At 66.5% G+C, this 25,085-nt stretch carries 23 protein-coding genes and 1 tRNA gene; 17 read left to right on the top strand and 7 right to left on the bottom strand.

What is annotated here, in order from left to right; genetic code table 11:
• Window positions 1–18: 18 nt before the first annotated feature.
• From H8M03_RS06030 to hslU, 5 genes are all read left to right on the top strand, one after another.
• Window positions 19–726 (top strand): alpha/beta hydrolase, encoded by a 708-nt coding sequence (locus H8M03_RS06030; RefSeq protein ID WP_187480825.1) that lies wholly within the window; start codon window positions 19–21, stop codon window positions 724–726.
• 55 nt (window positions 727–781) lie between these two features.
• On the top strand, window positions 782–1,321 hold the full coding sequence (gene hslV / locus H8M03_RS06025; protein WP_187480824.1) for an ATP-dependent protease subunit HslV: 540 nt from the start codon (window positions 782–784) through the stop codon (window positions 1,319–1,321).
• 141 nt (window positions 1,322–1,462) lie between these two features.
• Window positions 1,463–2,443: an FAD-dependent oxidoreductase gene (locus H8M03_RS06020; RefSeq protein ID WP_246449143.1), complete on the top strand. Its 981-nt coding sequence runs from the start codon at window positions 1,463–1,465 to the stop codon at window positions 2,441–2,443.
• Window positions 2,440–3,315, top strand: coding sequence for an alpha/beta hydrolase (locus H8M03_RS06015; RefSeq protein WP_246449140.1), 876 nt, complete (start codon window positions 2,440–2,442; stop codon window positions 3,313–3,315). The genes H8M03_RS06020 and H8M03_RS06015 overlap by 4 nt, the downstream gene beginning before the upstream one ends.
• Window positions 3,316–3,347: 32 nt before the next feature.
• On the top strand, window positions 3,348–4,691 hold the full coding sequence (gene hslU, locus H8M03_RS06010; protein WP_187480822.1) for an ATP-dependent protease ATPase subunit HslU: 1,344 nt from the start codon (window positions 3,348–3,350) through the stop codon (window positions 4,689–4,691).
• Here the strand turns inward: hslU and H8M03_RS06005 are convergent.
• Window positions 4,688–5,398 carry a TIGR02117 family protein gene (locus tag H8M03_RS06005; RefSeq protein WP_246449138.1) on the bottom strand — a complete coding sequence of 237 codons (711 nt, stop codon included), beginning with the start codon at window positions 5,396–5,398 and terminating at the stop codon, window positions 4,688–4,690. The genes hslU and H8M03_RS06005 overlap by 4 nt on opposite strands.
• Before the next feature lie 45 nt (window positions 5,399–5,443).
• On the opposite strand from H8M03_RS06005, the gene H8M03_RS06000 reads away from it, so the two are divergent.
• From H8M03_RS06000 to ligA, 8 genes are all read left to right on the top strand, one after another.
• Window positions 5,444–5,520 (top strand) — tRNA-Pro (locus H8M03_RS06000).
• A 27-nt stretch (window positions 5,521–5,547) separates the two neighbouring features.
• On the top strand, window positions 5,548–5,886 hold the full coding sequence (yajC, locus tag H8M03_RS05995) for a preprotein translocase subunit YajC (RefSeq protein ID WP_187480821.1): 339 nt from the start codon (window positions 5,548–5,550) through the stop codon (window positions 5,884–5,886).
• Between the two features lie 14 nt (window positions 5,887–5,900).
• Window positions 5,901–7,490, top strand: a complete 1,590-nt coding sequence (gene secD, locus H8M03_RS05990; RefSeq protein ID WP_187480820.1) for a protein translocase subunit SecD — start codon at window positions 5,901–5,903, stop codon at window positions 7,488–7,490.
• Between the two features lie 9 nt (window positions 7,491–7,499).
• Window positions 7,500–8,447, top strand: a complete 948-nt coding sequence (gene secF, locus H8M03_RS05985) for a protein translocase subunit SecF (RefSeq protein WP_187480819.1) — start codon at window positions 7,500–7,502, stop codon at window positions 8,445–8,447.
• A gap of 78 nt (window positions 8,448–8,525) precedes the next feature.
• Window positions 8,526–9,440: an outer membrane protein assembly factor BamD gene (locus H8M03_RS05980; RefSeq protein WP_187480818.1), complete on the top strand. Its 915-nt coding sequence runs from the start codon at window positions 8,526–8,528 to the stop codon at window positions 9,438–9,440.
• Between the two features lie 13 nt (window positions 9,441–9,453).
• Window positions 9,454–11,106, top strand: coding sequence for a DNA repair protein RecN (gene recN, locus H8M03_RS05975; protein ID WP_187480817.1), 1,653 nt, complete (start codon window positions 9,454–9,456; stop codon window positions 11,104–11,106).
• Window positions 11,103–11,831 (top strand): dienelactone hydrolase family protein, encoded by a 729-nt coding sequence (locus tag H8M03_RS05970; protein WP_187480816.1) that lies wholly within the window; start codon window positions 11,103–11,105, stop codon window positions 11,829–11,831. Before recN ends, H8M03_RS05970 begins: the two co-directional genes overlap by 4 nt.
• Complete coding sequence (gene ligA / locus H8M03_RS05965; RefSeq protein ID WP_187480815.1) at window positions 11,821–13,857, top strand: NAD-dependent DNA ligase LigA; 2,037 nt, start codon at window positions 11,821–11,823, stop codon at window positions 13,855–13,857. Before H8M03_RS05970 ends, ligA begins: the two co-directional genes overlap by 11 nt.
• On the opposite strand, the gene H8M03_RS05960 is transcribed toward ligA, so the two are convergent.
• Window positions 13,854–14,633 (bottom strand): LytTR family DNA-binding domain-containing protein, encoded by a 780-nt coding sequence (locus tag H8M03_RS05960; RefSeq protein ID WP_187480814.1) that lies wholly within the window; start codon window positions 14,631–14,633, stop codon window positions 13,854–13,856. The genes ligA and H8M03_RS05960 overlap by 4 nt on opposite strands.
• A gap of 128 nt (window positions 14,634–14,761) precedes the next feature.
• Between H8M03_RS05960 and H8M03_RS05955 the strand changes: the two genes are divergently transcribed.
• Together H8M03_RS05955 and H8M03_RS05950 are read left to right on the top strand one after the other, a co-directional pair.
• Window positions 14,762–15,217, top strand: a complete 456-nt coding sequence (locus H8M03_RS05955) for a hypothetical protein (protein WP_187480813.1) — start codon at window positions 14,762–14,764, stop codon at window positions 15,215–15,217.
• A gap of 204 nt (window positions 15,218–15,421) precedes the next feature.
• Entirely contained in the window at window positions 15,422–15,772 is a 351-nt protein-coding gene (locus H8M03_RS05950; protein ID WP_187480812.1) for a cupin domain-containing protein, read from the top strand.
• Between the two features lie 182 nt (window positions 15,773–15,954).
• Here the strand turns inward: H8M03_RS05950 and H8M03_RS05945 are convergent, their stop codons facing one another.
• Entirely contained in the window at window positions 15,955–17,550 is a 1,596-nt protein-coding gene (locus tag H8M03_RS05945; RefSeq protein WP_187480811.1) for a S10 family peptidase, read from the bottom strand.
• Between the two features lie 110 nt (window positions 17,551–17,660).
• Between H8M03_RS05945 and H8M03_RS05940 the strand changes: the two genes are divergently transcribed.
• Together H8M03_RS05940 and H8M03_RS05935 are read left to right on the top strand one after the other, a co-directional pair.
• Window positions 17,661–19,829 carry a S9 family peptidase gene (locus H8M03_RS05940; protein WP_187480810.1) on the top strand — a complete coding sequence of 723 codons (2,169 nt, stop codon included), beginning with the start codon at window positions 17,661–17,663 and terminating at the stop codon, window positions 19,827–19,829.
• 16 nt (window positions 19,830–19,845) lie between these two features.
• Window positions 19,846–21,201, top strand: coding sequence for a serine hydrolase domain-containing protein (locus H8M03_RS05935; protein ID WP_187480809.1), 1,356 nt, complete (start codon window positions 19,846–19,848; stop codon window positions 21,199–21,201).
• Here H8M03_RS05935 and H8M03_RS05930 read toward each other — a convergent pair.
• The 4 genes from H8M03_RS05930 to H8M03_RS05915 form a co-directional block, all read right to left on the bottom strand.
• Window positions 21,198–21,893, bottom strand: a complete 696-nt coding sequence (locus H8M03_RS05930) for a 50S ribosomal protein L11 methyltransferase (protein WP_246449134.1) — start codon at window positions 21,891–21,893, stop codon at window positions 21,198–21,200. The two genes, H8M03_RS05935 and H8M03_RS05930, sit on opposite strands and share 4 nt — an antisense overlap.
• Before the next feature lie 179 nt (window positions 21,894–22,072).
• On the bottom strand, window positions 22,073–22,978 hold the full coding sequence (gene bla / locus H8M03_RS05925) for a subclass B3 metallo-beta-lactamase (RefSeq protein WP_246449132.1): 906 nt from the start codon (window positions 22,976–22,978) through the stop codon (window positions 22,073–22,075).
• The gene (locus H8M03_RS05920) at window positions 22,968–23,669 is read right to left on the bottom strand and encodes an SDR family NAD(P)-dependent oxidoreductase (RefSeq protein ID WP_187480808.1); all 702 of its coding nucleotides are present in this window, start codon (window positions 23,667–23,669) and stop codon (window positions 22,968–22,970) included. The genes bla and H8M03_RS05920 overlap by 11 nt, the downstream gene beginning before the upstream one ends.
• A 37-nt stretch (window positions 23,670–23,706) precedes the next feature.
• Window positions 23,707–24,996: a methyl-accepting chemotaxis protein gene (locus H8M03_RS05915; RefSeq protein ID WP_246449130.1), complete on the bottom strand. Its 1,290-nt coding sequence runs from the start codon at window positions 24,994–24,996 to the stop codon at window positions 23,707–23,709.
• Between the last annotated feature and the right edge of the window lie 89 nt (window positions 24,997–25,085).

Here is a 25,085-nt window from a genome sequence, read left to right as displayed (position 1 = left end):
GCCCTTGCCGCGGCGTGGATGTCCGCACCGGCCGAGGCCCGGACCAACTCCGCGAGATTGGCCGCCCGGCCGGTTGCCGCGGCCGTCGATGCTCTGCCCGCCGGAAGGACGGCGCTGGACCATGGAGCAATCGCCTACCGGCCGGCCGGCATCGCCGCGCCGATGCCGCTGCTGGTCGTGATGCACGGAGCGGGCGGTTCGGCCGCCAACATGCTGCAGCCGCTTGAGGAAGCTGCGGACCGGCACAAGGTCCTGCTGCTCTCGCTCCAGTCCAGCGGCCGGACATGGGACCTCATCGAACGGGTCGGCCGGTCGCCGGACCGGGTGCCACGGGCCGACTTCGGCCCCGATGTTCGGCGCACCGATGCCGTGTTGCGGACCCTGTTCCAGCGCGTTCCGGTCGATCCCCGGCGCATCGTGATCGGCGGCTTTTCCGATGGCGCGACCTATGCGCTGTCGCTGGGCATGGCGAACGCCGGCCTGTTTCGCGGAGTGATCGCGCTGTCGCCCGGCTTCTTCGTCTTTCCCGACCGCACTGACACGCGCCAGCGGCTGTTCGTTGCCCACGGCCGCAAGGACGATGTGCTGCTCTTTGCTCAAGCGGAAGGGATTGCGGGGCTGCTTCGCCAGGCGGGCGCCGACGTCCGTTTCCGGCCGTTCGACGGCGGCCACCAGATCAGCCGCGCGATCGTCGACGAAGGGCTGGCCTTCGCCCTCGGCGGCTAGGCCGCGCTTGCAAGCCGGCGGGCGCTTACCCAAATCCCGGTCGAAGGAGCGGCATTTGGAACAGTATCACGGCACCACGATTCTTGGCGTGAAGAAGGACGGCAAGACCGTCATCGCCGGCGACGGCCAGGTCAGCCTGGGCAATACGGTGATCAAGCCGAACGCGAAGAAGGTCCGGCGGCTGGGTGCCGGCGGCGCGGTCATCGGCGGCTTCGCCGGCGCGACCGCGGACGCCTTCACCCTGTTCGAGCGGCTGGAAAAGAAGCTGGAGCAGTATAACGGGCAGTTGATGCGCGCTGCCGTCGAACTGGCCAAGGACTGGCGCACCGACAAATATCTGCGCAACCTCGAAGCAATGATGATCGTCGCGGACAAGGATTCGCTGCTCATCCTGACCGGCAACGGCGACGTGCTGGAACCCGAAGGCGGGATTGCCGCGATCGGTTCGGGCGGCAATTATGCGCTCGCCGCGGCCCGCGCGCTGTCCGATTACGAACAGGACCCGCAGAAACTGGCCGAGCGGGCGATGGCGATCGCCGCGGAAGTGTGCGTTTTCACCAATGGCAATTTGACCATCGAAACCGTTGGAGGCTGACGCGCCCAGCGGCTAAGGCAGCCGCTTATGTTGTTGGATCGCCGCGCATTTGTCGGGACATCCGTGGCCGCGTCGCTGGCCGGATGCACCACCGTTGGACGCTCCGTAAGGTCCGGATGCACGCCGTTGCGGCCGGTCCGGGTGGATGCCAGCCGCATCATTCGCACGGTCGCCGGCTTGCGGCCCTATCGTGCATCCGGCTTCGTCGTCCGCCGCGACGCGCTTGGCGACAAGGCGCTGGTGCACAATTACGGCCACGGCGGCGCCGGTATCACGCTTAGCTGGGGCAGCTCCCGGCTGGCCGTGGACCTTGGCCTGCCCGGACATCAGGGTCCGGTCGCGGTGATCGGGTCGGGGGTCATGGGACTGACCACCGCGCGGCTCCTCCAGGAAGCGGGCTTTCCGGTCGCGATCTACACCGCCGCCTTGCCGCCGGACACAACCTCGGCGGTCGCCGGCGGCCAGGTCTCGCCGTTCGGCCATTTCCGCGAGGGCGAGGTGACACCGGCCTGGAGGGCGCAATTCCAGGCGGCGATGGCCTATAGCTGGATGCGGTTTCAGACCCTGGTCGGCGCGCGCTACGGAATTCGCTGGCTGCCGACCTACGACCAGTCGCGCAATGTCTCGTTCGCCGACAAGTGGCTCGACCAATATCATGCGAATGCCCGCCTGCTGCGCAGGGACGAGCATCCTTTTCCGATCGAAGACATTGTCAGGTTCGACACCATGTACGTCGAAACGCCGCGGTTCATGGCGTGGCTGACCGAGGAAGTGCTGAAGGCCGGCGGGACGATACGCATGCGCCGGTTCGACACGCTCGCGGATGTCGCCACGCTGAAGGAGACGCTGGTGTTCAATTGTACCGGGATCGGCGCCAGGACGCTGGTCGGCGACGAAGGGCTGACCCCGGTGCGCGGCCAGCTGGCAGTGCTGCAGCCGCAGCCTGACCTGAACTACGCCTACACAGTCGACGCGGGGTACATGTTTCCGCGCGGCGACGGCGTCCTCCTCGGTGGCACCTTCGAACGCGGCGAGGCGGACCCAACCCCGCAACCCGCCGCCATCGCGCGGATCCTGGAGCGGCATCGGCAGCTGTCGGACGGCTTGCGGTGCGCCGCGTGACCCGCCGTTTCGCGATGCTGTCGGCGATGTCGACGATGGTGCTTGGTGGCTGCTCGCCCGCCGGGCTGCTCAACGGCGCCAGCCGGTTGGTTGGCGACAGCGCGCGGCTGGCGGGAAGCGGCATTCCGTTCGGCGACGATCCGCGGCTGAAGCTCGACGTGTGGGCGCCGAACCGGGCGCCGGCCGAACCGTTGCCGGTAGTGGTGTTCTTCTACGGCGGCGGCTGGGCGATGGGCGACCGGGCCGAATATGGTTTTGCCGGCCGGGCGCTGGCGGCGCGCGGGTTCGTCTGCGTGATCCCCGATTACCGGCTGGTCCCGAACGTGCGCTTCCCGGCCTTTGTCGAGGACGGCGCCCGGGCGATGAAATGGGTGGCGGACAATATCGCCGGTTATGGCGGCGATCCGTCGCGGGTCGCGGTCTCCGGGCATTCGGCCGGATCCTACATCGCGGCGATGCTTGCGCTCGACCCGCATTTCCTCCGCGATGCCGGCGCCGATCCGAAGCTCATTCGCGCCGCCGCGCTGCTGTCCGGGCCGTACGATTTCTATCCCTTCACCGAAAACCGCGGTCGGGATGCGCTGGCCAACTGGCCACGCCCGCAAGAGACCCAGCCGATCACGTTCGCGCGCAAGGACGCGCCGCCGATGCTGCTGATGCATGGCACCGCCGACACGGTCGTCCAGCCGCGCAACTCGCGCGCGCTGGCGGCAGCGCTGACCAAGGCGGGGGCGGTGGCCGAAACGCGCTTTTACGAGGGCAAGAGCCACATCGACACGATCAAATCGCTGTCCCCGCTGTTCCGCGGCTCGACCCCGGCGCTCGACGACATGATCGCCTTCCTGGCGCGGTACGACCAAGCGGGCGCTTGAACGGCCGTCGGCGGGCCCCAATCTAGCGTGCCATGAACTACCAGGCTCCAGTTTCCGCCAGCGGGACAGATGACGTGCTCAAGGACAAGCTGACACCCAAGGCCATCGTCGCCGCGCTCGACGAGCATATCGTCGGGCAGAAGGACGCGAAGAAGGCCGTCGCCGTCGCCATGCGCAACCGCTGGCGGCGCCAGCAGCTCGGCGCCGAGCTGCGCGAGGAAGTGACGCCCAAGAACATCCTGATGATCGGGCCCACGGGCTGCGGCAAGACGGAGATCAGCCGCCGGCTGGCGAAGCTGGCCGACGCGCCGTTCGTCAAGGTCGAGGCGACCAAGTTCACCGAGGTCGGCTATGTCGGCCGCGACGTCGAACAGATCGCTCGCGACCTGGTCGAGGAAGCGGTCCGGCTGGAACGCGAACGCCGCCGCGACCGGGTGCGCAAGGCAGCGGAGGACGCGGCGATGGACCGGCTGCTCGACGCGCTCACCGGCAAGGGCGCCAGCACCGCCACGCGCGACAGTTTTCGCCAGCGCTTTACCGAAGGCAGCCTCGACAAGGCCGAGGTCGAAATCGAGGTGTCCGAAGCGCCGGCCATGCCGTTCGATATCCCCGGCCAGAACGGGGTCAGCATGATCAACCTCAACGACATGATGGCCAAGATGACCGGCGGCGCGCCGAAGCAGCGGCGCAAGCTCAAGGTCCCCGACGCTTTCACCCGGTTGGTCGAGGAGGAAGCCGACAAGCGGCTCGATCCCGACGACATCAACAAGGTCGCGCTGGCCGACGCGGAAGCGAACGGGATCGTCTTCCTCGATGAAATCGACAAGATCGCAGTCAGCGATGTGCGTGGCGGATCGGTCAGCCGCGAAGGCGTTCAGCGCGACCTTTTGCCGCTGATCGAAGGGACCACGGTGGCGACCAAATACGGGCCGCTGAAGACCGACCACATCCTGTTCATCGCGTCGGGGGCTTTCCATCTCGCCAAGCCCGCGGACCTGCTGCCGGAGCTTCAGGGGCGGTTGCCGATCCGGGTCGAGCTGAACGCGCTGACGCAGGAGGATTTCGTCCGCATCCTGTCGGCCACCCGCGCCAGCCTGACCGATCAGTACAAGGCGCTGCTCGGGACCGAGAATGTGACGATAGAATTCGCCGAGGACGGAATCGACGCGCTTGCGCAGATCGCCGCCGACGTAAACGATTCGGTCGAGAATATCGGCGCCCGCCGGTTGCAGACGGTGATGGAAAAGCTGCTCGAGGATATCAGCTTCGAAGCCGAAGATCGCGGCGGCGAAACGCTGACCGTCGACCGCGCCTTCGTCGAACAGCAATTGTCCGGCATCGCCAAGAACGCCGACCTCAGCCGCTACGTCCTCTAGGTCGGGCGATACCGCCACAGCAGGCCGCCGGTGAAGGGCGGCCACAGCGCCGTCTTCACGCCCGCGATGCGCAATTTATCGGCAGTCCAGGTGTTGCAGGTGCTCAGCGCGCTGAAGCGGCCGCCGGAGCGGTAGAAAGCGTCGCAGCAGCCGTAGCCGGGATGGTCGATGCGCACCGGCTTCCCATTCGGGTCGAGCGCAAGGTCGGCGCGGATCGCGGCCCACAAGCGGCGATATTCTTCCGGACGCAGGCGCAACTGGCGCACGGCGTAATCGGGCGAGGGCACCCATTCCGCATGAATCACCCGCTTGCCCCCAGTCAGCGCGGCCCAGATCGTCGCCGGGCGGATTTCCCACCAGGTCGGCGTTTCCAGATAGACCTTTTCCTCGCCCGATCCGAAGGCGACCCAGGGGGCATCGCGTGGCGCTCCGCGCGTTTCGTGCGGGGCGACGACATCGGTCCAGTCGAGCCCGCCGGCGCGGACCGGCATGACGATGTCGCTGTGGATGCCATTGTCGGCCAGGTAGACGGTGATGCCCGCCTCCGGCTCGGTCCAGCCGCGGTTGACCGGGACCAGCGACCCGGCCAGCGCGGCCAGCATGTACAGTGCCGGGACGGCGAGAATCGCGGTAAGGACGCGCCCCGCGACGCTGGTGGAGCGCCTGCGCCTCCTGCGCCTCGACCGCCTTGGGTTGCGTTCACTCATGCGCACCCTTAGATGCGCGTCACCGTCGTAACACAACGGCAATGTCGGGGCGTAGCGCAGCCTGGTAGCGCATCACACTGGGGGTGTGGAGGTCGCTGGTTCGAATCCAGTCGCCCCGACCATCCTGCCAAGGGAAGTCTTCTTCTAACATGCTCTCTTACTTGACGTTCACAGCTTCAGCAGCCGCTGCCCAGCCGGGCGGCGCGCCGGCCTTCCTGATCGGAATCCTGCCGTGGCTGCTCATTTTCGTCATTTTCTACGTGCTCCTGATCCGGCCGCAGCAAAAGCGCGCCAAGGAGCATCAGGCGGAAATCGCCGCCGCCAAGAAGGGCGATGAAGTCATCACCGGCGGCGGGCTTCGCGGCCGGGTGACCAAGGTCACCGACACCGACATCGAAGTCGAAATCGCGCAGGGCGTCCGGGTCCGCGCGGTCAAGTCGACCATTTCGGCGGTCGTCAAGCCGAACGCCAAGCCGGCCAACGACTAAAAGGCGCAGCGCTCGTGCTCGATTTCCCGCGCTGGAAGGTCATGATGATCTGGGGCGTCGTCCTGCTCGGCGTCCTGTTCGCGATCCCCAGCCTGCTGCCGCAAAGCGCGCGCCAGCATTACCCGTCCTGGCTGCCCAGTTCGACCATCAACCTTGGCCTCGACCTCGCCGGCGGCAGCCACCTGCTGCTCGAGGCGGATATCGCCGACCTGTCGAAGCAGCGGCTGCAGGCAATGGAAGATACGGTCACCACCGAGCTTCGCCGCGGCGATCCCCGGATCCCGATTTCCGACCTGTCGAGCAGCGGCGGGCGAGTCAGCTTCACCGTGACCGATCCGGCGCTGGTCGATGCCGCGGTCCAGCGGCTGCGCGCAACCACGCAGGGCGTCGGTCTGACCGGCCAGCGCGACTGGGACATCGGCGTCGTCGACCAAAACCGGATCGTCGTGTCGCCGACCGACGCGGGGATGAAAACGGCGCTCAGCGACGCGCTGACCGTTGCCCGCGACGTCGTTCGCCGGCGTATCGACCCGCAGGGGACCAAGGAAGTCACGGTCATCACGCAAGGGTCGGACCGGATCTTGGTGCAGGTGCCGGGCGTCGAGGACCCGGAGGCGCTGAAGCGCCTGATCGGCCAGACGGCACGGCTTGAATTCAAGCTCGTCGACCTAGAGGCCGACCCCAACCAGGTGCAGCAGGGCCGTGCGCCCGCGGGCAGCGAAGTGCTGCCGATGGTCGAAGGCGGCGCGATCGCGGTCAAACGCCGCGTCATGGTCTCCGGCGACCAGCTGGTCGATGCCAAGCAGGGCTTCGACCAGGACGGCCGGGCCGTCGTCGACATCACGTTCAATCCCGCCGGGGCGCGCCGTTTCGGCCGCACCACGCAGGAAAATGTCGGCAAGCCGTTCGCCATCATCCTCGACAACAAAGTGCTGTCGGCGCCGAACATCAACGAACCGATCCTTGGCGGCCGCGCGCAGATCAGCGGCAGCTTCACGGTCGAGACCGCCAACGACCTCGCCATCTCGCTTGCCTCGGGCAAGCTGCCGGTGAAGTTCAACTTCATCGAAGAGCGCACCGTCGGCCCCGAACTTGGCAAGGATTCGATCCAAAAGGGCGCCATCGCCAGCGTCGTCGCGACCCTCGCGGTGATCGCCTTCATGCTCGTCACCTACGGGCGCTTCGGCGTCTATGCGACCGCCGCGCTGGTCGCCAACGCCTTCATGATCCTGGCCATCATGGCGATCTTCAATGCGTCACTAACCCTGCCCGGCATCGCCGGCTTCGTGCTGACGATCGGCGCCGCGGTCGACGCCAACGTGCTGATCAACGAGCGCATCCGCGAAGAGCAGCGACGAGGGCGCAAGGTCGTCGACGCGATCGAGACCGGCTATCACGAGGCGATGCGGGCGATCTGGGACGCCAACATCACAAACGTCATCGCCGCGTCACTGATGTGGTATTTCGGGTCCGGCCCGGTGCGCGGCTTCGCCGTGGTGCTGATGATCGGCATCGTCACGTCGGTGTTCACCGCCGTCAACTTCACCCGCATGCTGGTGGCGCAGTGGGTCCGTCGTGCCCGCCCGCGCACGCTGAACATCTAGGGACCAGCCATGCGTCATCTGAAACTCGTCCCCGACAACACCAACATCGACTTCATGAAGGTGCGCAATATCGCGCTGGTGCTGTCGTTCCTGCTGACCATCGCGAGCATCGCGCTGGTCATGGCGCGCGGATTGAACCTGGGCATCGACTTCGTCGGCGGCCAGGTCGTCCGGGTTACCTTCGAACAGCCGATCAATGTCGAGGAACTGCGCGGCCGCGTGGAATCGCTCAACATCGGCGAGGCGAGCATCCAGGAATTCGGCGGCCCCAAGAGCTATCAAATTCGCCTGCCCAAGCCGGACGGCGGCGAGGATGCGGCCAACAAGGCCGTCAGCGCCACCCGCGCGCTGATCGAGCGCAGCTATCCCGGCGTTCGCGTCGATGCCGGCGAATCGGTGTCGGGCAAGGTCAGCGAGGAGCTGGCGTGGAGCGGCGGTCTGGCCATCGGCCTCGCGATGGTGGCCATCGCCATCTACATCTGGTTCCGCTTCGAATGGCAATTCGGGGTCGGGGCGCTGGTGACGCTTGCCCATGACGTATCGATGACCATGGGCTTTTTCGCGCTGACCCAGTTGCAGGTCGACCTGAACGTCGTCGCGGCGGTCCTGACCATCGTCGGCTATTCGCTCAACGACACCGTCGTCATCTATGACCGAATACGCGAAAACCTGCGGAAATACCGCAAGATGGCGATCGTCCCGCTGCTCAACCTGTCGCTCAACGAAACGCTGGCGCGGACGATGGTCACGTCGCTGACCATCCTGCTTGCCCTCGGCATCCTGCTGGCGATCGGGCCGGAAGTGATCTTCGGCCTGGTGATCGCGGTGTTCCTCGGCATTTTCGTCGGCACCTATTCGTCCATCTATATTTCGTCGCCGATCCTGGTGTGGCTGGGGGTCACTCCCGACAGCTTCGTCAAGGCCGAGCCGGACACGCCGGGGCAGCAGCCGGCCTGAGGGGCCGTTCAGCCGAGGTTGTGCATCGCTCGCCCACTTCGGCTTGCCTGCCGGGAAGGCGGCGCTAATGAGGGTCAGATGTCCAAATTGACACGCATTGCGGCAACCGTGCTTGCCGCCGCATTGATCGCACCGCTGGCCGGTTGCGGCGGGAAAAAGAACGCCAACGACGTGGGTTACGTCGCGCGCGACGTGAACACGCTCTACGACCTGGGCAAGAAGAACCTGGAAAAGGGCGACTATGAGATGGCGGGCAAGCTGTTCGCCGAGGTCGAGCGCCAGCACCCCTATTCGCCCTGGGCCCGCAAGGCGCAGCTGATGAGCGCCTTCAGCTATTACATCTCGAACAAATATTCCGACGCGATCAGCACCGCGCAGCGCTACCTGACGATCCATACCGGCAGCCGTGACGCGCCCTACGCCCACTATCTGATCGGCATGAGCTATTACGAGCAGATCACCGACGTCACCCGCGACCAGCGCACGACGCAGCAGGCGCTCGACGCGTTCGGCGAACTGACCCGGCGCTATCCGACCAGCCGCTACACGTCCGACGCGCGGCTGAAGATGGACCTTCTGAACGACCACCTTGCCGGCAAGGAAATGGAAATCGGCCGCTATTACGAGCGGTCGGGCAAGTGGCTTGCCGCCAACCTGCGGTTCCGCAAGGTCGTCGCCAACTACCAGACCACCAGCCACACGCCCGAAGCGCTCCAGCGCCTGGTCGAAACCTACCTTGCGCTCGGTATCCCCGCGGAAGCCTACAAGTCGGCAGCCGTCCTCGGCTCCAACTATCCGGGCAGCGAATGGTACGATCGCGCCTACAAGCTGATCCAGCGGCACGCGTCCAACGTTCAGCCGGCCGCGGCCCCCGCACCGGCGCCGGCGCCCGCGCCGCAGGTACAGGCGTTGCCGCCGACGCAGCCGGCCCCGATGCCGCCGCAGGAGCCCGACGAGCTGGCCCCGCAGCCGCAGACCCAGCCGCAGGGGTGAGGGCAGCCGCGGGATGCTGAGGCAGCTCGCGATCCGCAACGTCGTCCTGATCGACAGCCTCGACCTTGAATTCGATTCGGGGTTGGGCGTGCTGACCGGCGAAACCGGCGCCGGCAAATCCATCCTGCTCGATTCCCTCGGCCTGGCCCTTGGTGCCCGCGCCGACAGCGGCCTTGTGCGCCAGGGGCAGGAGGGCGCTTCGGTCACCGCGGAAATCGACCTTCCCGGGCGCCACCCCGCCTTCGCTCTGCTCGACGAACAGGGGATGGCGTGCGACCCCGGCGAACCGTTGCTGTTGCGCCGAACGCTGAAGAGCGACGGCGGCAGCCGCGCCTTCGTCGGCAGCGCTTCCGCGCCCGCCGCTACGCTGCGCGAGATCGCCGGAATGCTGGTCGAAATCCACGGCCAGCATGACGATCGCGGCCTGCTCAATCCGCGCGGCCATCGCGCCTTGCTCGACCTGTTCGGCGGTATCGACACCGGCCCGCTGGAAGCGGCGTGGTCACGGGTCACCGACATCGAACAGCAATTGGCGGCGGCCCGGGCAGCGGCCGCGGAGGCCGAGCGCGACCGCGACTATCTGAGCCACGCGGTCGGCGAGATCGAAGCGCTCGACCCGCAACCGGGCGAGGAAACGACGCTGGCCGACGAACGGTCGGCGATGCAGTCGGGCGCGAAGGCGGGTGAGGAGCTGGCCGGGATCGACGAGCTGCTCGGCGGGTCCGACGGCGCCCTGTCGCGGCTGCGCCAGGCTGCGCGCCGGATCGAGCGCGGGGCGGCCGATCACCCGTTGCTGGCCGACGCGCTGGCGGCGCTCGACCGTGCGCTGATCGAAGCCCACGATGCCGAGGACAAGATCGCCCACGCGACCCAGGCAATGGCCTTCGACCCCGCGCGGCTGGACGCGGTCGAGGCACGATTGTTCGATATCCGCGGGCTTGCGCGCAAGCACCGGGTGGAGCCCGACGTGCTGGCCGAACTGGGCGAGCGGATGCGCGCGCAGCTGGCGGAGATCGAGGCCGGCGGCACACGGATTGCCGCGCTGGACGCGGAGCTCGAGGCGGCGCGGCTGGCCTTCGCCGATTTGGCTCAAGCGGCCGGCGTAAAGCGGCGGGCGGCGGCGGTTCGGCTGGACAAGGCGGTGGCGAGCGAGCTTGCCCCGCTGAAGCTCGACGCCGCGCAGTTCCGCACCGCGGTCGCGGTCGCGGAGCCGGGGCCGGCGGGGACCGACAAGGTCGAATTCGAAGTGTCGACCAACCCCGGCGCGCCGTTCGGGCCGCTGACCAAGATCGCATCGGGCGGCGAGCTGTCGCGCTTCATCCTCGCACTCAAGGTGGCGCTGGCGGAAGCGGGCAGCGCCTCGACGATGATCTTCGACGAGATCGACCGCGGCGTTGGCGGTGCGGTGGCCAGCGCGATCGGCGAACGGCTGGCGCGGCTGGCACAGGACTCGCAGGTTCTGGTCGTCACCCATTCGCCGCAGGTCGCGGCGCGGGCAGCGCATCATTACCGGATCGAGAAATCCGACGACGGGTCGGGAATGCGGACGGTGGTACGCAAGCTGACCGACGACGAACGGCGCGAGGAGATTGCGCGGATGCTGTCCGGCGCGGCGATCACCGAGGAAGCGCGAGCGCAGGCTGCGCGGCTGCTGGAGGCGGCATGAGCAAGCAGACGCCGGTCGTCCTGGAGTTCGACGGCGAACGGCTGGAAAGCGTCTTCGTCGGCCGCCGCGACAGCCAGGCGCGCCCGGCGGTGATGCTGATTCCGACGGTGATGGGCGTGTCCGACCTGGAACTGGGCTTTGCCAGCCAGTTGGTCGAACTAGGCTACAACGCCTTCGTCGCCGACATCTTCGGTCGCCGGTTCAAGCCGGGCGTCGATCGCGAGCTGGCCTTCGCGGTTATGAACCGGCTGAAGTCCGACCGCGCCGCGCTTCGCCGGCGACTGCTGGCGCTGCTCGATCAGTTGCGCGCGCATGACCAGGTCGAGGGCAGGCAGATCGTCGTCGCGGGTTTCTGCTTCGGCGGGCTATGCGCGCTCGACGTTGCGCGCAGCGGCACGGACATTGCCGCGGCGGTGGCGTTTCACGGCCTGTTCGACCCGCCGGGCCTGCCGGCGGAAAAGATTGCCGCCAAGGTCGTTGCCTTTCACGGCTGGGACGATCCGATGGTTTCGCCGGAAGCGGTCGTCGCGCTGGGCCGGGAGCTGACCGAGGCCGGGGCGGACTGGCAAATCCACGCTTACGGCCACGTCGGCCACGGCTTCACCAATCCCAATGCGGACAAGGCCGGGATCGACGGGGTGCGCTACAATGAGCTGGCGGCGGAGCGGTCGTGGACCGCCTTCATCAGCCTGCTGGAGGAATCGTTCGGCGGCGATGACCACTGAGCTGGATGCGGCGCAGGCAGCCAACCGGCTGATGCGGCTGGCGAAGCTGATCGCCAAGCACGACAGACTGTATCATGACCGGGACGCGCCGGAGATTTCGGACGCGGACTATGACGCGCTGGTGCGCGAGAACCGCGAACTGGAGGAGCGATTCCCGCATCTCATCCGCGCGGACTCGCCATCGCAGCGGCTGGGTGCGGTGCCGACCGGGCCGCTGGCCAAGGTCACGCATGCGCGGCCGATGTTGAGCATCGACAACGCCTTTTCGAACGAGGAAGTCGCGGAGTTCGTCGCGCGCGTGCGACGGTTCCTTAGCCTTGGCCCGGATGAGGCAGTGGCGATGACCGCCGAGCCCAAGATCGACGGGTTGAGCTGCTCGCTTCGCTACGAACAGGGCAGGCTGGTGCTCGGCGCCACGCGCGGGGACGGGGCCGTGGGCGAGGACGTGACGCCAAATGTGCGGACGATTGCGGATATTCCGCAGGAGATTGCGGGCGCTCCGGACGTGCTCGAGGTGCGCGGCGAAGTGTACATGTCGAAGGCCGACTTCGCGGCGCTGAACGAGCGGCAGGAAGCGTCCGGCGGCAAGATCTTCGCCAATCCGCGCAACGCCGCCGCGGGATCGCTGCGGCAGAAGGACAGCAAGATTACCGAGGCCCGACCGCTGCGCTTCTTTGCTCACGGCTGGGGCGAGGTGTCAGATCCGCTGGCGGAAACGCAGTTGTTGGCGGTGGAACGGCTTAAGGCGCTGGGCTTCCCGGTGTCTGACCTGTTCGTGAAATGCGACGGCGTCGAGGCGATGCTCGCCCACTATCGCAAGATCGAGACGGCGCGGGCGGACCTTCCCTACGACATCGACGGCGTGGTCTACAAAGTGGACCGGCTCGACTGGCAGGCGCGGCTTGGCCAGGTCGCGCGCGCGCCGCGCTGGGCGCTGGCGCACAAGTTTCCGGCGGAAAAGGCCGAGACCACGCTGGAGGCGATCGACATCCAGGTCGGGCGCACCGGCAAGCTGACGCCCGTCGGGCGCCTCAAGCCGGTCGGCGTCGGCGGGGTAATGGTCGCCAACGTCACGCTCCACAACCGGGACGAGATCGAGCGGCTGGGCCTTCGCGTCGGCGACCGCGTGCGCATTCAGCGCGCCGGCGACGTCATCCCGCAAGTGGTGGAGAACTTGACCCGCGACGAGAAGCGCGCAGCCTACGCCTTTCCCGACCATTGCCCTGAATGTGGCAGCGAGGCGGTCAGCGAAGACGGCGAGGTCGATGTCCGCTGCACGGGCGGACTTATCTGCCCCGCGCAACGGTTCGAACGGCTGCGCCATTTCGTCAGCCGCGGCGCGCTCGACATCGAAGGGCTGGGCGAAAAGAGCATCGCCGAGTTCATCGAGCTCGGCTGGCTGCACTCGCCCGCCGACATCTTTCGCCTGCGCACGCACCGCGACGAGCTTGTCGGGCGGGAAGGGTGGAAGGACGTGTCCGTCGACAAGTTGCTCGCCGCGATCGAGGCCAAGCGCGATCCCGACCCGGCGCGCTTCCTGTTTGGGCTTGGCATCCGCCACGTCGGCATCGTCACCGCCAAGGACTTATTGCGCTGCTTCGGCACGATCGAGAATTTGCGCGAGACGGCGACCGGGGAGAGCGCGCAGGCCGAACTGTCGGCGGTAGACGGAGTGGGACCGGTAGTCGCCGAAGCGCTCGTCGATTTCTTCCACGAGGAGCACAATCGCGAGGCGCTCGATGATCTGCTGTCGGAAGTGTCGCCGAAGCCTTTCGAAAGCTCCGCCAAGCAGACCGAATGGACCGGCAAGACCATCGTCTTCACCGGCAGCCTGGAAACCATGAGCCGCGACGAAGCCAAGACCCAGGCCGAACGGCTCGGCGCGCGCGCCGCCGGGTCGGTCAGCGCCAAGACCGACCTGGTCGTGGCCGGACCCGGCGCGGGATCGAAGCTGAAGAAGGCGGAAGAACTTGGGGTGCGGGTGATCGGCGAAGCGGACTGGGCGAAGATCGTAGCGGACGCCTAATCCTGCATCGCTTGCGGATTACCGAACCGCGCCCGGGCCGCCGCGGCGAATGTCCGGCCCACCGGGACCTGTGTCCCGTCGACGAGGCGGACGATGAGCCGCTGATTCACGCTGCTCATCGCGTCGACCGCGCCATAGGCAACCCACCAGCGGCGATGCACTTGCATGCCGAGGCGGGAGTCGATCATCGCCACCGCATCGCTCATGCGCATCAAGACAAGTGCGCTTCCGGCGGGGGTCCGGATTCGCAGATAATGATCTTCGGTTTCCAGCGCGATGACATCGGTCCCGATGGCAGGCGGCAGCTTGCGCAGGAGAGCGGCTGGGAACTTGGCGGGCGCCGTTTGTTCGGGGGCCGCGCGACCAACGGCTGATGGCGTGGTTATCGCCAGCACATAGGCGATGAGCAGCTGGATCACGGCAACCGCCGCGAAGAGGCTGGGCAATTGGTGCGGAGCGAAAACGCGGCCCGGCCGCAGGAACGTGATGGTCCAGGCAACCACGAAGGTCATTGGAATGGCGGAGAGGAGGGCGACGGCGGCGATCCGAAGCGCGCGGGTGCGCGGCCATCCGGGAGGAAGCAGCGCACCGGCAGCAACCGCCGCGACGGCGCCCGCCGCCGTCAGCCCGAGCCAGAAGGCGTAGCGCGTGACCGTCGGATAAGCGGGGTTGGAACCGAACGGTCCGGCAAAGCCGAGCGCCAGACCGACCGCGAGCGCAGCAGCAAATGGCTGCCATCGTAGCTGCTGAAGCCGTTGGCGATGCGTGACCGGCATGCTTCCCACGTTGGCGAAAAAGCGAAGGGTATTGGCGAAATCCGGGCTTGTCGATCTGGCGCGCGGTGCGGATGCCATGGGCCTCGCGGCCCCATCGTCGGTGCCGTCTCCCTCGAGAAAGAAACAGGATGATGATGGACTTGATGACGCTTGTCGTGGCGGCTGCGCTGGCCACCCAGTCAAAGCCTGCCCCGCAGATCGCGATGACCTGCGATGCCGGCGAAGCGGCTGTGGGCGGCGAGCCCGCCAACCTCCACGGGCAGTGGGACTTCCTGATGACTCCGCGCGGGAGCCCGAGTTTCGGGCTGATGACGATCGGCTTCGTCGGCGCGGACTATGGCGGCTCGCTTGCCCCCGCGCGGACCGCGCCGGTGGTCATCCGCACGATCAGCCTGACTGGAAACGCCATCCACATGGTCGTCGGCGCGCGCGAAGGCGACGTGCTGTTCGACGGCAGGGTCTCGGGCAAGGGCGACTATATGTGCGGGACAGTGACGTACCACGGCGGCGAGACATTCCCGATGGTGGCGCAAAAGCGGCCGTCCACTTACCAGTCGCCGCCCCAGTCGGAGCGGGCGCGGTAGGTTTGGCGTGCGGGTGATCGGCGAGGAGGAGTGGGCGAAGATCGTCGCCGGGGCCTGACCGCCAACTTCCACTATGGGTGAAAAGCAGTCGCTGACCACCAATGCCTTCCCCCGCCGGCGCCGCAACGGAGCCATAAGCTCCCCTTGTACGACGGGAAGGGAATTTCATTGGCGGCGCAGCGCACGCGCCAATATTGAAATGCCATGATCCAAGACCCCCCGTCTGCCACCAATCTAGTTGATCCACTGACTTTGAGCAGGCTGGTCCGTGAGCGCTACCGGAACGTCTCGCTTGGGACTGTGAACGATCATGAAATCCGCATGAGCGTGATGACGGAGCAGTTCCGCTGGCACTGTCACCCTGACTCTGACGAAACTTTTTTCGGCGTCGATGGCGAACTCGTGATTGAGTTTAAGGATCGAGAGGTCGTCGTTGGTCCTGGTCAATTTTTGACCGTTCCCGCCGGAATGCTCCACCGCACGCGCCCAGCGTCGCAACGGAGCGTCAACCTGACCTTCGAACGAAGAAATGCTGAGACGGTCTACGAAGAATGAGATCGTCAGGCACGTCGATGCCGAGGATTTCCGTCGATGCGGTACCCGGAGACTGAGCGGCCGTTGCGGCTGCACGCATGCCAGACAGGAACAGACGCCCCCTCGATACCTTTGCTCGGCCGCCTACGGTCATGGAGCAATGTCCGCTTGGGGTAGAAAGCGGGCGTCGGACGCTGGCCCGATTACCGCGCGCCCAACGTCCTCCGCACGAACCCGGCGACATTGTCGTGCATGGCCTCCATCGCGCCGGCGTTGAGGTACACCATGTGGCCGGACTCGTAATAATGATACTCGATGTTGTCGCGTAGCGCTGGCGGGACGGGCAGGTGGCGGAGTTCGTAGACGCCGGCGAAATAGGGCGTTGAAATGTCGTAATAGCCGCCGTTGACCATGACCTTTAGATCGGGGTCCTGCTTCATCGCCGCGGCGAGGTCGGGCAGCACGTTGGGCAGCGCGATCAGCGGCTTGTCCGCGCCCGGCGGCTGGTGCTTGTAATCCCAATCGGAATAGATCGGGATGCCGGGCTTGAACTGGATCCCAGGCCGGTAATTGAGCGTGTCCCTCGCGTAGCTGTTGAAGGCGGCGACATAGGCCGGGCTGATCGACGAGCTGGATGGGTCGTAGCTGGACAGCTTGCTCAACGGGTCGAGCGTCGCGCCAGCATAGCGCGTGTCGAGCGTGCCGGTGGTGACCGACTGGTCGGCCATCAGCTCCTTCTGGAACGCGCCATAGGTGATGCGCAGGTTGGTCTTGAGCAGGTAGGGGACGGTGAGGCCGGTGTAGGCGGACAGCCGCTGCGCGATCCGCTGCCGCTCCGCTTCGGGCAGCGTGTTTCCCTTCATCAGCGCGAGCGCATAGTCGCCGGTGGCGAAAGCTTCGACCTCGTCGAGGAAGGGGCGCAGTTGCGCGGGGCGGTTGGCGACCCGGTTGTGGTACCAGGCGGTCGCCGCATAGGTCGGCAGCGACACGATGTAGGGCAGGTCGACGGACGGGTTCACTTGCGGATCGTCGGGGACCAGGTCCCAGTTGAGGATGTCGGACAACAGGATCAGCCCGTTCAGGTCGACGTCGCGGTTCTGCAGCGCCAGCGCCAGCCCCGCGCCGCGCATCGTCCCGTAGCTTTCGCCGAACACATATTTGGGAGAATTCCAGCGGCCGTATTTGGTCAGGAACTGGGTGATGAAGTCGGCGAAGGCATGGATGTCCTGGTCGACGCCGAAGAACGCCTTTTCCTTGTCCTTGCCGGCGATGCGGCTGAACCCGGTGCCGGGCGCGTCGATGAAGACGAGGTCGGCGGCGTCGAGCAGGCTTTCGGTATTTTCAACGAGGCCGTAGGGCGCAGGCGGGGTATGGCCGGCGTCCGACGTGACGACGCGCTTCGGTCCGAACGCGCCCATGTGCAGCCAGATGCTCGATGAGCCCGGGCCGCCGTTGAACAGGAACATGAGCGGGCGCGAAGCGGACGGCGCGCCGTCGCGGAAATAGGCGGTGTAGAACATTGACGCCGCGGCCTTCGGTTCGTCCTCGTCGTCATCCTTTTTCTTGTCGGCTTCGGCGACGCGCGCTTCGGCGGCATCGGTGTCTTCCCAGCCCTTGCTATGGACCACTAGCGTGCCGGCGATCGCCTGGTAGCGGATGGCCTGGCCATTCACTCGGACGGACCCTTTGGTGCGGGTTTCGCCGGGCTCGAAATAGACCGGGTTTTCAATCTCATCCGGGGCGGCCGCGGCGGGTTGCTGGGCAAGGGCGGCGAGCGCAAGCGCGAATGGGGCTATCATCGCCGATGTTATGCAGCGCTCTCAAGCGCTTGCAAGCGCGGCCAGCCAAGGCCTTGGATTTTCTGCCGTGGCTTGCGACAGTGGCGCCCACAAAAGGGGGAGAATTGCGCATGAGTCGGTTGGTGTTGCTGGTATCTGCCGCGGCGATCGCCGTTCCATCGATCGCCATTGCCCAGGCCGCGCCGGTGCCGCCGGTGGCCGAAACCGTGCCCTATACGGTGAAGGGCCCCAAGGATCGCAACGACCCCTATTACTGGCTCCGCGACGACAGTCGCAAAAATCCGAAGATGCTGGCCTATCTGAAAGCCGAGAACGCCTATGCCGACGCGATGCTGGCGGACACCAAGCCGCTGCAGGACCGGCTGTACCAGGAGATCATCGGCCGGATTAAGCAGGATGACAGTTCCGTCCCGTTCCGCGAGCGCGGCTATTTCTATTACACGCGCTTTGAAACCGGCGCCGATTATCCGATCCTTGCGCGCAAGCGCGGCAACCTCAGCGCGCCCGAGGAAATCCTGCTCGACCAGCCGGCGATGGCCAAGGGGCACGGCTTCTTTTCGGTCGGCGAATGGGTGGTCAGCCCCAACAACCAATTGCTTGCCTATGCGGAAGATGTCGTCGGGCGGCGGCAGTATGTGCTCAAGTTCAAGGACCTGGCGACCGGCCGGACGCTGACCGACACGGTTCAGAACGTCGAACCGAACTTCGTCTGGGCCGACGACAACCGCACGGTCTATTACGTCGAAAAGGACCCGACGACGCTGCTGTCCAAGCGGGTCAAGGCGCATGTACTGGGCACGCCCGCGTCCGCCGACACGCTGGTCTACGAGGAAAAGGACGACAGCTTCTACATGGGCGTCGGCCGGACCAGCGACGACAAATATCTGTGCATCGGCGTGCAAAGCACGGTCAGCGACGAACAGCGTTGCACCAGCGCGGCCGCGCCGGGCCAGTTCGCGGTCATCGCGCCGCGCGAACGCGAATTCCGCTATTCGGCCGACCATATCGGCGACCGCTGGATCATTCGCACCAACCGCAACGCGCCCAATTACAAGCTGGTCACCGTGCCCGATGCGCAGGCAGCGTCAGGCCGCGACGCCTGGGCCGATCTGGTCGCGCATGATCCCAATGTCTTCATCGAAGGGTTCAAGCCGTTCAACCGGTTCATCGCCATCGAACAGCGATCGAACGGCAACAAGAATGTCCGGCTGTTGAAGGGCGACGGCAGCAGCAGCGCGGTCGCGTCCGACGAGCCGGCCTATTCGATGGACATCAGTTCCAATTACGAAACCGACACGACCAAGCTTCGCTACACCTACGATTCCCTGACGACGCCGCGCATCTATTACGAGGTCGACGCGCTAACCGGCGCACGCACCGTGCTGAAGCGCACCCCGGCGCCGAACTACGACCCGTCGCTCTATGCGACCGAGCGCGTGTGGGCGACCGCCCGCGACGGCACGCGGGTTCCGGTCAGCCTGGTCTATCGCAAGGGTTACCAGCGCGACGGCACCGCGCCGATGCTGCAATATGGCTATGGCAGTTACGGCGCGTCGATGGACCCGGCCTGGTCGCCAACGATCACGCCATTGCTCGATCGCGGCCTGGTCTATGCGATCGCCCATATCCGCGGGGGTCAGGAGATGGGCCGCGCCTGGTACGACCAGGGCCACCTGCTCAACAAGAAAAACAGCTTCACCGATTTCATCGACGTCACCCGCTTCCTGGTCGCCAACAAATATGCGGCGCCCAACCGGGTCGCGGCGATGGGCGGCAGCGCGGGCGGCCTGTTGATGGGCGGCATCGCCAACATGGCGCCGCAGGATTACCGGGTTTTCATCAACCAGGTGCCGTTCGTCGACGTGGTGACGACGATGCTCGACGCGTCGATCCCGCTGACGACCAACGAATATGACGAATGGGGCAATCCGGCCGACCCGAAATTCTACGACTACATGCTGTCCTATTCGCCCTACGATAATCTCAGGCGGCAGGCGTATCCGGCGATGTTCGTCGGCACCGGCCTGTGGGACAGCCAGGTCCAATATTACGAACCGACCAAATATGTGGCCAAGTTGCGGACGCTGAAGACCGACACCAATCCGCTGGTCTATCGCGTCAACATGGAAGCCGGGCACGGCGGCAAGTCGGGGCGGTTCGAACAATATCGCTCGCGGGCCGAATATTACGCCTTCATGCTCGATCAGCTGGGCGTTGCGGAACCGGTGGCAATGCCGCCGCCGGCCCCCGCGGGCACGCCGGGCGAACGCGGCCGGTAGGGGTCAGGGGCCGAAGATGCGTGGTGCACTGATCGGACTGGCGGTCGCGCTGGCGGCCCCGGCCGCGGCGTTGGCCGACCCCGTCGACGACGTAATTCTGGAGCAGATGGAGGTAAGCCATCTGCCCGGAGTCGCGGTCGCCATTGTCGATTCGGGCAAGGTGACGAAGCTGGCCGGCTATGGCGTCGCCAACCTGGAATGGGGGGCCAAGGTCGATCCCGACACGCGCTTCCAGCTGGCGTCGGCGACCAAGCTGTTCACCGGCATCCTGCTGATGAAGCAGGTGGAAGCAGGCCGGCTGTCGCTCGACGACCCCATCGCCCGATTTTTCGACGGCGCGCCCGCATCGTGGTCGGGCATCACCGTCCGGCAATTGGCCAACCATACGTCCGGTCTTGGCGAAGATCTTGGCCAGCCCGAACCCAAGACCGTGGCCGAAGCGGCCGCCGCCGCGATGAAGCAGCCGCTGGCCTATGCGCCCGGAACCGAGGCGCGGTACGGCTTCACCGATTTCACCATCCTTCGGGCGGTGATCGAGAAGGCTGGCGGCGCGACCCTCCCTGAACTTCTGGCGCGCGACATCACCCGGCCCTTGCAGCTTAACGCGACGGGGTTCGCCATGGCCAGCGACGACGGCCCGGTGCGCACCGCCGACGTCCTCGAGCGGCGCGCATCGACCTATACCTGGACGGGCGACCGCCAGCGGACCGCGGATTTCTTTTTCGCACCGCTGGGGTACGGCGCAGGCGGGCTGTATTCCTCGGCCCGCGACCTCGCCGCACTGTTTGCGGCGATCGACAGTGGCAAGCTACTCAGCCGATCGAGCCTTGCGGCGATCGTCACCCCGGCGACCTTGCCCGACGGACGCCCGTCGCAATTCGGGATCGGCTGGACCGTGCGCGATTATTTCGGGACGACGATTGTCGGCCATAGCGGCGGTCCAGCCCTGGCAGACATCATCCGGATCCCGTCCACCGGCAAGACCATCGTGGTCCTTACCAATCAGCAGATGTTTTTTCCGTTGCTGGCGGAGCGGGTTGCGGACCTGAGCCTGCCGGCGCCGGTGCTGGCTTCGCCGGTCCCCGACGACTGGCCGCGCATTGCCGCCAACCTCAAGGCATTGTTCGATGCCGCCGCCGCGGGTGCTGACGACAGTGCGTTCGTTTCGCCCGGTAAGACCCCCGGCAAGCCGCTTCGGAGCGGTTTCAACCAGGCGGCGGTCGTCGGCGTGGGGCCGCTAAGCAAGGTCCAGCTGGTCAAGGTCGACCCGGCGGGCAAGCGGACCTATCGATTGACCTTCCGGCGCAAGACCTGGGACTGGCTGGTCGAGGCGGATGCGGAAGGACGGATCGCGACGTTGCGTCCGGCCTAGCGACGAAACACCAGCACGCGCCACTCGCTCTTGCCGCCGTCGATGAGCGAGCAGCCAAGGGCTTCATAGGCGCTGACGACCGCATCCGACTGGGTGTCGAGAAGGCCGGCAAGCACGATCGTTCCCCCCGGCGCGGTTGCCGGGACGAATGCGGGCGCAAGCTCGATCAGCGGGCCGGCGAGGATGTTGGCGATCAGCAGGTCGAAGGGCGCGCGCGCCGCGAGCATCGGTGAGTCCATGCCGTCGGCCTGGGCCAGCAGCACTTCGCCGGCGCCATGGCCAAGCGGGATTTCATTGATTCTCGCATTGTCGCGGGCGACGTCGACCGCGACCGGATCGATGTCGGTCGCGATGACCTTTGCCCCCGGCCACAACGCGAGTGCGGCAAAGGCAAGCAGGCCCGTGCCGGTCCCGATGTCGGCAACATTGCGGAACGCATGCTTGTCGCTGTCGAGCTGATCGAGCGCTTCCAGACAGCCGGCGGTCGTCGCATGCTGTCCGGTGCCGAACGCCAGGCCTGCGTCGATTTCAAAGGCAATGGTCCCCGCCGGGACGCGGTCGCGGTGTGTCGGCGTGTGAACGAAGAACAGTCCGGCGCGGATCGGCTCCAGGCCAGACTGGCTCATCGTTACCCAATCGTCCTCACCCAGCTGCTCGACCGCGGGTTCGCCGCTTCCCAGGCCGCGCAGCACAGCAAGGTCGTCCGGGCTGGGCTCCCGGTCGAAATAGGCATGGAGCAGCCAGTCGTTCGGACGGGCCGGATCCGGTTCGTCGGTGACCAGGACCGGCGGCGAAGCGTCCGCGAACAGCGCGTCCGGATCGGCCAGCCCTTCCGCTTGCGCCTTGGTGCACGCGATGGTCGCGCGCCAGCTTATTTCAGTCGCTCCTTGGCCAACCGTTCATCCAGTTTCTTGCCGATGTCGGATGCATAGGCCGCACAAGCCTGCGGATCCTCAATGCTGGCCTTGCCCAGCCGCTCGACCATAGCGCTGGCGGATGGGTGCGGGGTCGCCAGTATGTCGCATTCCACCGCGGCGAGCCGGGCCAGGCCGGCCCGATAGGCGGCGACATAGGCGGGGTGATCGCTGAAGCGGTAATCGTCGCGGCTGATCGGCGACAGGCTGTCGGCGTAGACGATGCGCCGGCACACGCCGCCGTCGCACGCGCCCCAGTGCCAGCTGAGCGCGCCGGGAGAGTGACCCGGCGTCGCGATCGGGGTGAGCATGAGGTTGCCCAGCCGCACGGGGACGCCGTCCGCCAGCACATGGTCGACCCGGGCCGAACGGAAGGGCTTGTGCATCCCGGCCTGCGGATCGTCGGCGCCGGCGACGCCGGTCTCCAGGACCTTGGCCGCGGCCCGCGAGGCATAGACCTGCGCGCCCGTCAGTTGCTGCAGCCGTCCGATCCCGCCGACATGGTCGTAATGCTCGTGGCTTTGCAGGATGATGCGCACGTCGCGCAGCTTGAACCCAAGCCGGCTGATGTTTTCCGCGATCAGCGGGGCGCCGACTTCGGTGCCGCCGTCGATCAGGATGTGCCCCTCGTTCCCGGTGATCAGGATGGCGGCGATGCCGCACGTGCCGACGAGGTAGGTGTTGGCATGGAGCCGTACGGGCGGAGCGGGCTTTTCCCATTCGTCCCAGTCCTTGCACTGGGCGGCAAAGGCAGGACCGTTGGTCTTCAGCGGAGCGCTGGGGCGGTCGATCTGGGGCGGCGGCTTGCCCAGCGGCACGCTCCACACCTGCATCGCGGCGAACAGGGCGAGGCTAGCGGACAAAACTGGCTCCGTTGACGTCGATATTGGCGCCGGTCGCGGATGGCGGCGCCTCGGTTGCGAGCCAGCGGATGGTCTCGGCGATTTCGTCGGTGCTGGCGACGCGGCCAAGCGGGATTTCGGCAAGGATCTTCTCGCCGCCGCGGCCGTCGAGATATTCCTTGGTCATTTCCGACACGGTGAAGCCGGGCGAGACGACGAAGGCGAGGATATTCTCTCCGGCGTAACCGCGCGCGATCGACTTGGTCATCGCGATCATCGCGCCCTTGGACGCGGCGTAATGCCAGTGGGCGGGGCTGTCGCCACGCGACCCGGCGCGGCTGGCGACGTTGACGATCCGGCCGCCGCCACGGTCGCGGAAATGGCCGACGGCGAGGCGGCACAGGTCGGCGGACGCGAACAGGTTGATGCGCATCGTCCGGTCCCACTGGGCGTGCCAGTCGGCGTCGGACGCGTCGTCGGCGACGGCTTCGTAGACGCCGGCATTGTTGACCAGCGCGTCGATACGTCCGCCCAACCGGTCGAGCGCCTGGTCCCACACCTGTCGCGGGGCGTCCGCATCTGTCAGATCGCCCGCGATCAGGTCGCCATTGCCGCGGCTGGAATGTCCGACGACGGCATGGCCGCGCGCCTTGAGCAGGTCGTAGGCCGCGGCGCCGATTCCGCGGCTTGCGCCGGTGACGAAGATGTTCATGGGCGCGGTCTAGACGCGCCCGAACCTGTACGAAAGCTTAGGCGGCGATGCCGGCGACGAATTCCTTGGTCGTCAGCTTGAAGTGCGCGATCTGCTCGGAAAAATTGCCGAACCCCTGTTCGACCGCGTCGATGTCCTTGGCGACGTTTTCGGTGTCGCTGCGGATGGCGGCGATGGTCGAGCTCATCGAATCCGCGGCCAGCGCGGTTTCGTCGACCGCGGCGGTGATCATGGTCACCGTCTGGGCTTGCAATTCCATTGCCTGGCGAATGCGGTCGGCACTGCTCTGGACCTCGACCACGGTCGACTTGATCGACCCGTTGGCCTCGACCGTCTGGCGGGTCGCCTGCTGGATGGCGGTGATCTTGGCGGTGATGTCGTCGGTTGCCCGTGCCGTCTGGCTGGCCAAGCTTTTCACTTCCTGCGCGACGACCGCGAAGCCGCGGCCGGCATCGCCGGCGCGCGCGGCCTCGATGGTCGCGTTGAGCGCCAACAGGTTGGTCTGGCCGGCGATGTCGCGAATGAGGCCAAGGATCGATTCGATCGCTTCTACATGGATGGACAGCATTTCGCTGACCTTCACCGCCTGCTCGGCCTGCCCGCCGGCGCGGGTGGCGACGTCGGCGGCGACTTCGACCTCCGACCGGGCGTCCTCGATGGCGCGGATAAGGCCGGCGGCCGTTTGCGCGGCTTCGCGCATGGCGACGGCGGATTGCTCGGCGGCGGCGGCGACTTCGCTGGTCTTGCCCAGCATGCCGCGCGCCGACGCGGCGGTGGCGCGCGTGCGGTCGGTCAGGTTGCGCGACTGGTCGGTACTGCCGCGGACGAGGTCGGCGACCTGGCGTTCGAATTCCTCGCTCTGCTTGCCGCGCGCGTCGGCGGCGTCGATCGCTTCGAGCATGGCGACCTGGGCAAGGACGATGTCCGTTTCGAACTGGTTGATGCGCAGCAGCGCGGAAACGCAGCGGACCATCTTCTGCTGATCGTCGACAAACCGTTCGGCGACACGCGCGACCATCCGGTCGCAGGCTGTCATGCGCTTGGCCATGTACGCCGGAACCGAGGCCTTCTCGCGGTAGATTTCGCGCCCGTAGGCAGCGATGCTCTGGACCCAGTCGGAATCGACATTGCCCTGGTAATTGCGATTGTAGGCCGAGCCCCGCTCCGACCCGAATTCGGCGACGACTTCCTCGGCGACGATGTCCAGCGCCTGGTCGTGGACCAGTTCGATGTCCCGTTCCAGCGCCCCGCCCGGATTGTACGCCTCAAGGCGCGCGCGCACCTGGTCGTCGCTCAGCCGCTGCAGGTGTGCAGTGTCGCTTTTCATTCCGTCGTGCTCCGTCGCAAACATGGTGCCTGTTGCCGCCTTGCTTGCGCCAGCAATGGTTAAGAGCGGGTTAGGAGGGGGCGGCGGCC

Origin of the sequence: Sphingomonas sabuli, from assembly GCF_014352855.1 — a bacterium.
GTDB lineage: Bacteria > Pseudomonadota > Alphaproteobacteria > Sphingomonadales > Sphingomonadaceae > Sphingomicrobium > Sphingomicrobium sabuli.
Note: the sequence above shows the minus strand (reverse complement) of the source record. Positions and strands in the feature narration are given on the sequence as shown.

Bases quoted from the DNA above. Each gene is read 5' to 3' on its own strand.
- H8M03_RS05915 (WP_246449130.1), bottom strand. From the start codon at position 24,996: ATGAAAAGCGACACTGCACACCTGCAGCGGCTGAGCGACGACCAGGTG.
- H8M03_RS05960 (WP_187480814.1), bottom strand. From the start codon at position 14,633: ATGCCGGTCACGCATCGCCAACGGCTTCAGCAGCTACGATGGCAGCCA.
- hslU (WP_187480822.1), top strand. From the start codon at position 3,348: ATGAACTACCAGGCTCCAGTTTCCGCCAGCGGGACAGATGACGTGCTC.
- H8M03_RS06005 (WP_246449138.1), bottom strand. From the start codon at position 5,398: ATGAGTGAACGCAACCCAAGGCGGTCGAGGCGCAGGAGGCGCAGGCGC.
- H8M03_RS05950 (WP_187480812.1), top strand. From the start codon at position 15,422: ATGATCCAAGACCCCCCGTCTGCCACCAATCTAGTTGATCCACTGACT.
- H8M03_RS05955 (WP_187480813.1), top strand. From the start codon at position 14,762: ATGATGATGGACTTGATGACGCTTGTCGTGGCGGCTGCGCTGGCCACC.
- H8M03_RS05920 (WP_187480808.1), bottom strand. From the start codon at position 23,669: ATGAACATCTTCGTCACCGGCGCAAGCCGCGGAATCGGCGCCGCGGCC.
- yajC (WP_187480821.1), top strand. From the start codon at position 5,548: ATGCTCTCTTACTTGACGTTCACAGCTTCAGCAGCCGCTGCCCAGCCG.
- secF (WP_187480819.1), top strand. From the start codon at position 7,500: ATGCGTCATCTGAAACTCGTCCCCGACAACACCAACATCGACTTCATG.
- recN (WP_187480817.1), top strand. From the start codon at position 9,454: ATGCTGAGGCAGCTCGCGATCCGCAACGTCGTCCTGATCGACAGCCTC.
- H8M03_RS05940 (WP_187480810.1), top strand. From the start codon at position 17,661: ATGAGTCGGTTGGTGTTGCTGGTATCTGCCGCGGCGATCGCCGTTCCA.
- H8M03_RS06030 (WP_187480825.1), top strand. From the start codon at position 19: ATGTCCGCACCGGCCGAGGCCCGGACCAACTCCGCGAGATTGGCCGCC.
- H8M03_RS05980 (WP_187480818.1), top strand. From the start codon at position 8,526: ATGTCCAAATTGACACGCATTGCGGCAACCGTGCTTGCCGCCGCATTG.
- H8M03_RS05970 (WP_187480816.1), top strand. From the start codon at position 11,103: ATGAGCAAGCAGACGCCGGTCGTCCTGGAGTTCGACGGCGAACGGCTG.
- H8M03_RS05945 (WP_187480811.1), bottom strand. From the start codon at position 17,550: ATGATAGCCCCATTCGCGCTTGCGCTCGCCGCCCTTGCCCAGCAACCC.
- ligA (WP_187480815.1), top strand. From the start codon at position 11,821: ATGACCACTGAGCTGGATGCGGCGCAGGCAGCCAACCGGCTGATGCGG.
- H8M03_RS05935 (WP_187480809.1), top strand. From the start codon at position 19,846: ATGCGTGGTGCACTGATCGGACTGGCGGTCGCGCTGGCGGCCCCGGCC.